The 11,882-nt window shown below is 44.8% G+C and carries 7 protein-coding genes; 4 read left to right on the top strand and 3 right to left on the bottom strand.

Annotation, left to right across the window (positions count from 1 at the left end):
- The first annotated feature begins 284 nt into the window (after window positions 1–284).
- Both rapA and CXF65_RS05200 read left to right on the top strand, forming a co-directional pair.
- Window positions 285–3,173, top strand: coding sequence for an RNA polymerase-associated protein RapA (gene rapA, locus CXF65_RS05205; RefSeq protein WP_198551966.1), 2,889 nt, complete (start codon window positions 285–287; stop codon window positions 3,171–3,173).
- 390 nt (window positions 3,174–3,563) lie between these two features.
- The gene (locus CXF65_RS05200) at window positions 3,564–4,466 is read left to right on the top strand and encodes an acyl-CoA thioesterase (protein ID WP_025651536.1); all 903 of its coding nucleotides are present in this window, start codon (window positions 3,564–3,566) and stop codon (window positions 4,464–4,466) included.
- Window positions 4,467–4,551: 85 nt separating this feature from the next.
- Here CXF65_RS05200 and mutY read toward each other — a convergent pair whose 3' ends face one another.
- Complete coding sequence (mutY, locus tag CXF65_RS05195) at window positions 4,552–5,787, bottom strand: A/G-specific adenine glycosylase (protein ID WP_101211281.1); 1,236 nt, start codon at window positions 5,785–5,787, stop codon at window positions 4,552–4,554.
- 188 nt (window positions 5,788–5,975) lie between these two features.
- On the opposite strand from mutY, the gene CXF65_RS05190 reads away from it, so the two are divergent.
- Together CXF65_RS05190 and CXF65_RS05185 are read left to right on the top strand one after the other, a co-directional pair.
- Window positions 5,976–7,100, top strand: a complete 1,125-nt coding sequence (locus tag CXF65_RS05190) for a hypothetical protein (protein ID WP_101211280.1) — start codon at window positions 5,976–5,978, stop codon at window positions 7,098–7,100.
- Between the two features lie 6 nt (window positions 7,101–7,106).
- On the top strand, window positions 7,107–7,502 hold the full coding sequence (locus tag CXF65_RS05185; protein WP_101211279.1) for a hypothetical protein: 396 nt from the start codon (window positions 7,107–7,109) through the stop codon (window positions 7,500–7,502).
- A gap of 21 nt (window positions 7,503–7,523) precedes the next feature.
- Here the strand turns inward: CXF65_RS05185 and ylqF are convergent, their stop codons facing one another.
- A complete protein-coding gene (ylqF, locus tag CXF65_RS05180; RefSeq protein ID WP_101211278.1) occupies window positions 7,524–8,480 on the bottom strand; it encodes a ribosome biogenesis GTPase YlqF in 957 nt (318 codons plus the stop codon).
- A gap of 124 nt (window positions 8,481–8,604) precedes the next feature.
- The gene (locus CXF65_RS05175; RefSeq protein ID WP_101211277.1) at window positions 8,605–11,721 is read right to left on the bottom strand and encodes a DUF2339 domain-containing protein; all 3,117 of its coding nucleotides are present in this window, start codon (window positions 11,719–11,721) and stop codon (window positions 8,605–8,607) included.
- Between the last annotated feature and the right edge of the window lie 161 nt (window positions 11,722–11,882).

The raw sequence follows: 11,882 nt of genomic DNA, 5'->3' as shown, positions 1-11,882 counted from the left end.
GCGAGTCGTTATCTTCTTGTTTTATATGACCAACTTATGCTTGGCATTGCGGTAATCTTGCACGAATCTGCCCTTGAAAACTCAACTAAACGCACTCATCTAGCCGCTAACGTTATATAATGGTCGGCTTTATCTTGCGACCTAGCTAATAAACTGATGCTGCCGGTATGGCCGGTGACCTATCAGACTATTGATGAGTGATATCGCGCTAGTGACAACCCTAGCGACTCTCATTGTGAGCTATCTATTTTTTCCTATTATCTGAGTACAAAAGACATCGCCTTATGACTATCTCTATTGCTTCATTGCACAGTACTGAATTCGCCGTTGGTCAACGTTATTTATCTGATACGGAGTCTGAGCTTGGCTTGGGGGTGGTCATCGATGTTGATGACCGCTGTGTGCATATTTTATTCCCGCAAAGTGAAGAGACGCGCGTCTACGCCAAAAATTCTGCGCCATTATCACGCGTGGTGTTCAAGGTCGGCGACAGCATTTATGACCAAGATGGCAAGTGCTACATGGTCAATGCTGTTGATGAGGTCATGGGTGTACTCAAATATGGTGTCGATGAGCATGAGCGCGGCATTATGGAAACCCGCCTTGCTGCCAATATTACTTTGGCTAAGCCGCTTGAGCGTCTACTTGCTGGTCGTATTGAGCGCGGCGATTGGTATGAGCTGCGCCAAGATATCCTGCGTATGCAGTCGGCGCTGGCCGGTCACCCACTCAAAGGTTTGATGGGCGCGCGCGTCGATATCATCGAGCATCAGCTCTATATTGCCCACGAAGTTGGCAAGCGTATCGCCCCGCGTGTGCTGCTCGCTGACGAAGTGGGTCTGGGTAAAACCATCGAAGCGGGTCTGATTATTCATCAACAGCTGTTAACGGGTAAAGCTGAGCGTGTGCTTATCCTCGTACCAGACAGTTTGCAATATCAGTGGATGATTGAGCTGCGTCGTCGCTTTAACTTAAACTTTGCTTTATTTGATTTGGTACGTACGGCAGCCATTAAAGAACACGATCCTGAACAAAACGTCTTCGCCACCGAGCAATGTATCATTGCGGGTATGGATCTATTGCTCGATCATCCTGACTTATATGACCAAGCGATGGAAGCTGGTTTTGATTTATTGGTGGTCGATGAGGCGCATCATCTGCATTGGGATGAGGCACAAGGCGGCAATGATAAATATGACTTGATTGCTGACTTTGCCGAAGAGACGCCAGGGGTGATGCTATTAACGGCAACGCCTGAGCAGCTTGGCGCGCAAAGTCACTTTGCTCGATTGCGTTTGCTCGATCCAGATCGCTTTGATGATTTGGATGAGTTTATCGATGGTCAAGAAGCCTTTGCTGAAACGGCTGCCGTCGCTGCTGTGTTAATCGAAGACAAGCCTTTGAGCGACAGTCAAATTGCCGCGTTAAGCAGCTTGCTAGACATCAGCCTTGATGAGTTGGCAACGATTAATGATGACGAAAAACTGCGCACACATGCCCTTAACGAGCTACTAGATCGTCACGGTACGGGTCGTATTTTATTCCGTAATACTCGTGAGAGTGTCAAAGGGTTTTATGGTCGTAGCAGTCAGCCGTATCCACTGGCATTGCCTGAGGCGTGGATAGACAGCTATCAAACCAATGGTAAATTGCGCGAGCAGCTATGGGGCGAAGAAAACCAACCTGACGGCGGCTGGCTAGAAGACGACCCACGTGTGCCTTGGTTGATTGATATTTTGCGCGGTGAGCTTAAGCATAAAAAAGTGCTATTGATTGCCCGTAGTGGCGCGACCGTTGAAAGCTTGGAGGCGGTATTACGTCTGCATGCAGGCATTAAGACGGCTATCTTTACTGAGCAGATGACATTGCTTGAGCGTGACCAAGCAGCCGCATTCTTCGCAGACAGTGAAGGTGCACAGATATTATTGTGCTCGGAGATTGGCTCAGAAGGTCGTAATTTCCAGTTTGCCAGCCAGCTGATACTATGGGATTTACCCGCCAATCCAGATACCTTGGAGCAGCGTATCGGTCGCCTAGATCGTATCGGACAAACCCAACAGATTATGCTGCATGTGCCTTACGTACAAGGGACGGCGCAAGAGCGACTGTATCAGTGGTATCACGATGCGCTCAATATGTTTAATCAGATTTCACCGACCGCACAGAGCGTGCAAGAGCAGTATATTCAAGACCTAAAGCCGATGCTTGAAGGCGCGGATACCGATGCTAATCGTACGACCTTGCAAGATATTATCGAAGAAGCGCTACAAACGCGGTTGGGGCTGGAAGCACAGCTACAAGCGGGTCGTGATCGCCTATTAGAATACAACTCGTGCCGTCCCCGTGTGGCTGGTCGTATCGCTGATGCCATGCGTGATTTTGATGGGCATAATCTATTGCCACAGTTTATCGAGCGTTTCTTTGCTTCTGCCAATATTGACCATAATATCCAACGCGATGGCTCGTGGGTGATTGCCCCGATTGATAGCACTGAGATTAGTGATTATATCGATGGCTTGCCACTTGGCGATGAAGACGGTATGACCTTGACCTTTGAGCGTGAGCAAGCGCTACAGCGTGAAGATATCGAATTTATCACTCATGAGCATCCATTGATGCGCGCGATTTATGAGCTAGCAAGTACCAGTACCTTTGGTAATACCACGGTGGCGATGTTAAAAAGTGCCGCGGTTCCGCAAGGTATGGTACTGCTAGAGGTGAACTTCCGTGTTGAAGCAATCGCGCCAAAAGTGCTCAATCTGCCAGCGACTTTAACCACACAAAATATCCGTGTGTTTATCAGTGAGCAGGGCAGTGATTTATCCGCGCGTATCAGCGCCGATATGATTATGCCGCATATTGAGCGTTTGGATAAAAACCGTGCGCGCCAAGTGATTAAAGTGCGCGGCGATGTGATTGAGCAGCGTTATTATGAAGCAGAAGACATTGCCCGTCAGCAGCTTGCAGAGATTGGTGAGCAAGCGAGTGCCCGCTTTAGCCAGCAGTGGTCACGTGAAATCAAACGCCTAAAGCACCTGCAAACTATCAATCCTAACGTCCGTCCTGCAGAGATTGAACGTCTTGAGCAACTAAAAGCCCAAGGCGAGCAAGCCTTAAGTAATTTATCGCTAGTGCCAGACTCTATCCGCGTGCTAGTGGCAGTAAAACCATAAGTTAAAATTCTGATAAAAAAACGAGGTGCTTAATCGTCTCGTTTTTTTATGATTGATTCATGACAATGGATTTCGCCTATCTTATCTGTTATCCCAATACATGAGACAGAGACTGGCTAGTAAGTGGCTATTATCTAGCCAAAGCCCGCAATTTTGGGTAAGATGTTGGCCTTCTTGCCGAATAATGAATGTTTAGTCATCGTGCTACTACAACTGTATTTTTTGTTCTAGAATCTCCCTTGTGTCTTTCTAACAAGTGATTTCAAATTATTTTACATTCAACCGCAAAGGATCTTTCGCGATATCATATCGATATCGTTGAGTGCGTGTTTTTAGAGGCTCGTTTTTAGATGCTTAGCGTTTTTGATAAAAATAAGGAAACATATCGTCATGTCCGATTATTCGCAACTGATTGATGAGCTGCTGGCTACTGTAGCGCTTATTGAAGTTACCCCCGATGTCTTTGAGGGTAAGAGCCATGACTATGTTGGCAGTCGTATTTTTGGTGGGCAAGTGCTGGCGCAAGCGATCATGGCAGCGGCTCATACACTCGATCAAGAAAAGCCTTGTCACTCACTGCATGGCTATTTTTTGCGTGGTGGTGACATCAATCAGCCGGTGATTTATCAAGTGCGTCGCCTACGTGACGGTCGCAGTCTGTCTGCGCGCGAAGTAACGGCGATTCAATATAAAGAAGTACGTGGCAAAGCGCCGATCGAGCAAGTGATATTTTCGATGATTGCCTCGTTTTCGCCGATGGAAGAAGGCTTGGAGTATCAAGAAGATATGCCAGTCTATCCGCCGCCTGAAGATTTGCTCGCCGAGCAGGATTTAAAAGAAGAGTATGTCGGAAAAGTCCCAGACGCGCTAAAAGCCCGTTTTATGCGCCGTCGTCATGTTGAGATTAAGCCGGTCAAACCGCGTGACCCGATTCATCCAGAGCCGATGAAGCCTAAACAGGCGAACTGGTTGCGCATTCGTGAGCTTGGCAAGCAGCCTATTGCTATTCAGCAAGCACTGTTGGCATTCTCTTCTGATTTTTATCTGGTTGGTACAGGGCTGATGTCACACGGCGTTAGCTTTATGACCAGCGGCTTACAAGCGGCCAGTATCGATCATTCGATGCATTTTCATCGTAATTTTGATTTGAATAATTGGCTATTATATGACATGTGGAGTGATACCACGTCTAATGCCAAGGGCTTAAACCATGGGCAGTTTTGGCAAGATGGTCGATTGGTAGCAACGGTACAACAAGAAGGCTTGATGCGTTTGCGTGTGCCAAAGTCTTAATCTTCTAGTATTTCTTAAATAAAAAAAGCGACTCATGATTCATTGTGAGTCGCTTTTTTTATGAATTTTATTTAAGTGAATTCACTTATTGTTCTAAAATCTTAACCATCGCTCGTGGCAACCCAAGGGTTGCCTGAGCATCATTAGCATTTAACCAATGAATATTAATCTCTGCCGCTTGTAAGGCTTCGGTCATTTCGGCAGTTTGCTTAGCATTTAAAGTCACCGACTGTGGTGTCAAATACCAATGAAAATGGGTCAGCGAATGCTTAATAGGGGCATCGTCTAATAAAGTTTTACTGACTGTTTTTGCAACTATTTTATTGTTATTCAGCCACTCGTTAATAATCTGCTCAGCAGTGGTAAATTCTGTTTCATATACTTTTTCATTGCTAGTAACTTTTAATGGTTTATCATCGCTGACTTCTGATTTTTTAGCAGTTGTTTTGCCACTTACTTTACCATCAATTTTTTCAACAAACTGCAAAGGCAAACTCCACAGTCCACCCCAAATACCGTTATCAGGGCGTTGTAACCACAGTATTTTGCCATCAGAGTTTTTAATTAACAGTGCATTGCTATACTTACTGGGTTTAGGCTGCTTTTTCGCTTTGACTGGATAATCGGTTTCGCGACCTTGCGCATGGGCAATACAATCATCTTGTAGCGGACATAACAGACAAGCAGGCTTGCTACGAGTACATAAGGTTGCGCCCATATCCATCATGGCTTGCGCAAATAATCCTGAGTTTTCCCTAGGGGTTAAGCGTTCTGCCAATGCCCACAGTTCTTTGGTCGTGGCAGATTTGGTAATGTCGCCATCGATTGCCGCCCACCTTGTGATTACTCGTTTAACGTTACCATCACAGATGACGCCATAACGATGTAGCCCCATCGCCATAATCGCGCCAGCAGTCGACGGGCCAACGCCAGATATCGCTTCCCAACCGGCTAAGGTTTGCGGAAAATCGCCCTTCTCATTAATTACTTCGACCAATTGCTTCGCGCCTTTATGTAAATTACGCGCGCGCGCATAGTAACCAAGCCCTGCCCAATGCTCTGCCACAGTATCCCAGTCCGCTGCTGCTAAATCTTGCACGGTCGGAAAGGACTCCATAAAACGGGCAAAGTAGGGCAGCACTGTCGTTACTTGCGTTTGCTGGAGCATGACTTCGGATAACCAAACAATATAAGGATTGGGCGTATCGGTTTGATGCTGTTGCCAAGGTAAGTCGTGGCGACCGTTTTCAGCGAACCAGTCAAGGAGGCGGGAGGCGAAGGAGTTTAAAGATGAATCAGGTTGAGAGAATAAAGTAGGCAAGAATAATCCTTGTCAATTAATAAGAAATATCAGACTATAAGAGGTTATCTTTGTTTATGGGGTGATGCAGGTCGCTATGCAATGGTCTGTTATTTTTATGGAAGAATATAGTTTAACTATTCATTGTTGGTTTAATAATAAATATAAGTAGAACCATTGTTTTCATTAATAGTTTAGGAGAGAGTATATTGTCAGCACAAACCTTTTTCGTTTGGGATATCCATCAAATTACTTGTACACCAAGTAAAGACAGTTCGTGGGAGCAAGCAACTCAAGACTTTGAAGCTTTGCGCCAGCAGCCAGTGGATGATATCAGTCCAAACATTATTGAGCTAGCAGATCGTCTTGTGGACGAAGCTAGAACCTCTGATTATTCAGAAGTCTTTTATGAATCCTACGTAAATACAAATTTAGAGATGAAAACACATCCTAAAACCGCTTGCGTCGCCATACCCACACCTGAAGCACTGCACGGTGAAGCGCTAGATGTTATCGTCCCTTTATGTGAAGAATTAGGGCTAGTGTTTTATGACACGCGGGGTATGGTCGCCTATCCAGATGGTACGATCTATCCGCCTAACATCGCAAGAGGCATGGCACTGCTAAAAGAAAAGCGGGCGCTGGCAAAACAGTCCGCTGATATTTATAAGCCAGAGGCACAGGTTCCTAGAGATAGAGAGGACTTTGAAAAAATACTGCACCCATTCATGCATGATTGTTTAGAACGCTATGGTTATCAGCGTAGCCAAGTAACAAGCGCTAACGTTATTGACTCTCTTGAAGTCGATGGTTGTACCAAGCCCATGCCTTATGGTCATGTGCGGCTAACTGGAGGAGCAGAAGGTAAGAACGGCTATTTTATATTAAAGATTCATGCGTATTTTGTATCACCAGCTTTTGAAGAGATTTACGATAAAGTATCGCTGCCAACTGAGCTTAGACAGCAGTTTCCTTATTTAAAGCTAGATTATATGAATGTATGTTATAGCAGCTTTTCAGATAAGCAAAAACAGATTCCTGAATTTATCAATACTGAGTTTGTCAGTAAACTGGATGAAGTAGATCAGATAGACAGCTACAATCAGCTTTTTTTGTTACTACATAATAAGATTGCAAAAGGGCATAGCCATGGTGAAAGTGCGGATATACAACTTATTTTAGCCAAACTTGCAGGTCGAGAGGACTATGATGATTTGATCATACAGTATCGTGAACTTATTGATAACTCACCAAACGACTATGTTAAGAATAGAATGAATGAGCGCTGGGATAGGCTTTTAGAGATTTTATCTACCGTAGAGCCATTGGAGTAGCTGATTATGACTGAATACGCTTTGTTTTATGTTTGGGATGCAAGTTTGGGTGATGGCGATGAGTATCTGCCTATCTCTTACGATAGTGCAGGTGTATTACTACCGCAGCTTATAGAGATAGAAGTCAGCGCTCATAGCGAAAACATATTCGAGTTTGCCACTGAGCTACAGCAACTGGCTCATGAAGGTGATTTGTCATTTGAGCTTTCATTAGCATTTGGGGCAACGGACGCTCATGTGCAGCTACAGAATACTTTTGCTGTCTCTCTGCCGCTGCCAGATAGTAATATGCAAGAAGCTGCTAGAGTAATTGCACCATTGGCAAAGAAACATGGGTTGGTGTTTTATTATTTGTTAGGGTTGGTTTCTTTGCCTGACGGGAAGATTTTCACTTCTACATGATTGGTTTTACGTTTATCAACCCTACTTCCGATTCTTCCGCGTTTTTAAACGACGTAAGCGCTTTTCTTCTTCTTTAGCGATTCTTTTCTCTTCGGCAGAGATGCGTTGTTCGGCGACGACCAGCTCTTCAGCTTCTGTCATGGCAGGCGTCTCAAGCGTAATACGCCCAAGCTTACCACTACGCAGCTCATTAATCAGAATCTCAGACATGCGGTAGGTGTCGACCTGATTGCCCGAACGCACACAGCCGCGATTACGACCCGCCACTTCAAAAAACTCCCAATCGGTCTTGGGTAGCTCATCAATTTTATAGCGGGTTTTTAGCAGCTCAGGATAGGCTTGCATCAAGTATTCAGCGGTGTAGCTAGCCACATCAGCGAAGTCAAACGCCGTATCACGAATACCGCCCGTCGCTGCCAGACGATAGCCAGAGTGTTCGTTTTCGACTTTTGGCCATAGCATACCAGGTGTGTCATAAAGCATGATGTCATCGTCGAGCTTAATCAGCTGCTGCGATTTGGTCACGGCTGGCTCATCGCCTGTCTTCGCCACAGCGCGTCCTGCTAGCGTATTGATCAGCGTTGATTTACCAACGTTTGGAATACCCATAATCATGGCTTTGATTTGACGACCTGTGCCAACTTTATTGGGTACAAGTTGTTTACAGATGGCGATAATACGCTTTACATCATTGGCTTTCTCGGTATCACAAGCAATGGCTTTGACACCGCTTTGCTGCTCAAGATAGTCCATCCATGCTTGGGTCAATTCAGGGTCAGCAAGGTCGGCTTTGTTCAGGATTTTGATCACGGGTTTTTCGCCGCGTAATGCTGCGACCATGGGATTTTCACTGCTATAAGGAATACGCGCGTCAATCACTTCAATGACGACATCCATCTGCGGCATGATTTCTTTGATTTCATTGCGGGCCTTATTCATATGCCCAGGGAACCACTGAATACTTACTCTCTTATCCATCTGCTTTACTAACCTTTTATAAAAAATGCTCAAAGTAAGACGATCGTCATTTACTTTTTATGGCGTTCAGTTTACTACAGAACCACAGTGCTCACGCCACAATTTCGCCCAACCAGATGTGCGGCTACTCTTGTGCCTGATTGACGCTTTCCTCGCGGGCAGGCGGCAACGGTGCCAAATAACCAATTAATAATATTAAACTGCCTGCGCCAAGGAAGGAAATCACTCGCCAAATTGCCTCGGTCTGTGATAAATCGACAATTACCAGTTTTAGCACGACAACGCCCAACAGTCCAATGCCCATAAACCAAAGTGCACGCTGCCAGTAGCGACTGGCAATGATGGTGGCGATTAAAGCCAAGAGCGTCCATAGAATGGTTAGTCCTGTCTGCACTTGCTCGCTACTCCACGCGCCGCCCTGAGTACTGTCCCATAGCGGCGTGCCAATAGTGGCATGTAAGGTTCTGATGAGCATGCTCGAGATCAGCCAAAAGCTGATAGAACCTAATATGACCAGTAGATTGTCAGCGGTAAAAATCCTGTTGCTACTATCGTTAATAGTGATATCGGCATTCGCTATGCCTAGTTTTTGATTATGCTGCTGATTTAGGCAGTAAACACCAAAGCCAACGAATAGCGCCAGAATAGAGCTAATATCATATAGGTTCAGTAGCGGAAAATAAGACAGTCCCCAAATCACGCCATCGTAAGACCAATTGGTAATGATGACCCAACCTAAGGCAATAGGGATGAAGAGCACAGCGCAGCTCAATAGCGCTTGTTGCCAATCAAACCAGTACAACGGACTTTGCTTAGAGACTTCATTGATTTGCGTGTTTTGCTGACGATAACCGGAATCACGATAACTGAACCATAACCCAACCAATATCAAAACGGCTGGAATCAAAATAGCCATCACCCCAGCTGAATCTGCGAGTCCATAGTGAGCTGCGGCAGCGATGACTAAAATTCCAGCGCCCAACCAGCTTGCCCCATCGTAGCGTGACAATTCTGAATGCTCGTACCACGTCTTTAACCACAACTGTCCGATGACCAACCCACCAATGATTAGGCCAGTAAATAACAACCAATATGTTGTCTGCCATGCTAAATGGAATTCGAATTTTTGCGGTAGCTGTAAAACGAGCATTAGATAAAACACCACTAATAAGCCGTGACTAAATTGTCTAATCTCTGCCCACAAGCGATAACGATTGATGACCCAGTAAGTACCCAAGCTGATGAGTGCTGCGATTGCAATCAAAGTCGTCGTTGCCAATCGCCAACTGGTAAGCCAGTGATTAAAATCAAGCAATAATACTTGTAGTAGCCAAGCCATAGCAGTAAAAGTTAAAAATCGTATTAATAGAGGACTGCGCCAAACAAGGTTAAAGATTTTGCTTTGGCTATTGATTGAGGTTAGCCACTGCTGCGCGGCTTGGGTGCTGATGCCCAGTGCATTGGCGTAGGCCGCTACTGCATCTGATGTGATGGTTTGCTCTTGAGAGTACGCTAGGTTGCTATTTGAGTTATTCTTTAATTCGCTATCCAAGATAGTGTTTAAATTAGCTGGCGAGTTGCTAGCGCGCAAAATAAATACAGTGCTTAGATAAGCGATAGCCGAAATGGTTAAGGCCAATATTGGGTAGTCTTGAATAGCAAAGACCACATTTAGTATCAGCATGCCGATACTAATTAGCTGCAATAATAAACCAAATAATACTGACCAAGCGCGTAGTGAGCGCCGTCCGAACCACACCAATGCCAATCCTTGTACCGACCAGCCAAAAGCAATCCATTCAGCATCGAATGCCAGCGGAATGACCAACGCCAAAAAGCCAAACCCTAATGCCAACATGCCCTCGGTAATTAAAGCATAACGCTGACTGTGCTGGACAAACAACCAGCCAAGTCCTAAATAAATGACTGCTAAAACTGCGCTAGTAATGGTTAAAGCGTTAGGGATGTCATCTAATAAGGCAGCAAATAAGCCAAATGCCAATATCGGTACTGAAAACAGTAAGCCCGTATCAATGGGAAATACATAGCCGTTATTTTTTGAATCAACTTTGCCCGTGTTATCTGCGTTGTTTGCATTATCTGTATGAGAGGAACTTTTTTCATTAAGAATGTTATAGGCGATGATTTGCTGTGCGTAGCGAATGACGACAAACAGATAAAGCAGTAAATGTAAGGCGACCAGCAACACTAAAAGCCAACGCTGTGATGTAACCACAGCATTTAAATTTTCGCTCATGCCCCAGTAATAGGCCAGTCCAAATGTCACGACCACCCCGAATAGGTTGAGTATTTTCCAAGGGCGGTAATGGGCGATAATCGCAATCGTCACGTTCAAAAGTAAATAATAGCTGAACAATGTCACTAAGCTGCCGGTATCGTTACCAGTCAAAATAGGCGCAAAGAAAGCACCCGATAATGCCAACAACGCTAAAGGAAAAGCGTTTTGACGTACGGCTAGAGCAATAGTAATGGCAGATAACAACCCGAGTCCAATAAAGCTCGGTAAACTTGGGATAATTTGATAGACACTATAAGCAAAAAAGGTGCTCAGATAAGCAATGGCTAAGCCTGCACCTTGTAAAGTAATGCCATACGAGAAACGTTTTGCCGTTAGCTTTAACCCTAGTGCTGCCAATCCCAGTCCTGCAATACCGATAGTCATGAGCTTTGCAGTAATCGAAATCTCTATATACTCGCTCAGCAAGCGTAGCAGTAGCACCACACCTACTAGTAATACTAATACGCCAACGCGCACGACCAAATTGCCACCAAAAAACCAGTTTTTGATTGAATGAATCAATGAGGTGACGATAGGTAGAGAGCGTTCATCAGGCTCTATCGGTGATAGATTTTTTGAGAGATTAGCGTACGCGTCATCGTCCTTGTATACCGTACTACCGGTAGCTTCAGTTTTAGACAGTAAAGCCACTTCCTCAAATAACTCTTCAGTAGTAAATTGGCTAATATCACTGTCGAGTAAGGCTGTCGGTGCTTCAACATTATTATAAGTATCAAGAGGGGTATCAAGTTCAGCGCTAGCCCCAACATCGTTGTCTTTATCGAATATAGGGGAGCGAAACCTTTGCTTTTGTATCTGCAACTCATTTTTCAGTTGCGTGATATCTTTTTGTAGCAGATCAAGGCGGGTTCTTAATTTATTATAAAGAACAACAATAACTGCTAGGCAGATAAATAGTACAAACCAACTGATATCAGACATGATCTTGGCGCACCGTTACTCAATATTAAATGAGAAGATAATGACTCGATTTAAGAACAAACACAAGTAACGCATTCACTTAAACAAAAAGGCTAGCCTGATATTGTTAGGCTAGCCTTATTATATTAAGAAACTGTTTACTACTTACTGCGAAAAACTGT

Origin of the sequence: Psychrobacter sp. Sarcosine-3u-12, assembly GCF_002836005.1 — a bacterium.
In the GTDB taxonomy this organism is placed as follows: Bacteria; Pseudomonadota; Gammaproteobacteria; order Pseudomonadales; family Moraxellaceae; genus Psychrobacter; species Psychrobacter okhotskensis.
This window is presented reverse-complemented; position numbering and strand designations above follow the sequence as displayed.

Coding starts and splice junctions, on each gene's coding strand:
- CXF65_RS05200 (WP_025651536.1), top strand. CDS start 3,564: ATGTCCGATTATTCGCAACTGATTGATGAGCTGCTGGCTACTGTAGCG.
- rapA (WP_198551966.1), top strand. CDS start 285: ATGACTATCTCTATTGCTTCATTGCACAGTACTGAATTCGCCGTTGGT.
- CXF65_RS05175 (WP_101211277.1), bottom strand. CDS start 11,721: ATGTCTGATATCAGTTGGTTTGTACTATTTATCTGCCTAGCAGTTATT.
- ylqF (WP_101211278.1), bottom strand. CDS start 8,480: ATGGATAAGAGAGTAAGTATTCAGTGGTTCCCTGGGCATATGAATAAG.
- CXF65_RS05185 (WP_101211279.1), top strand. CDS start 7,107: ATGACTGAATACGCTTTGTTTTATGTTTGGGATGCAAGTTTGGGTGAT.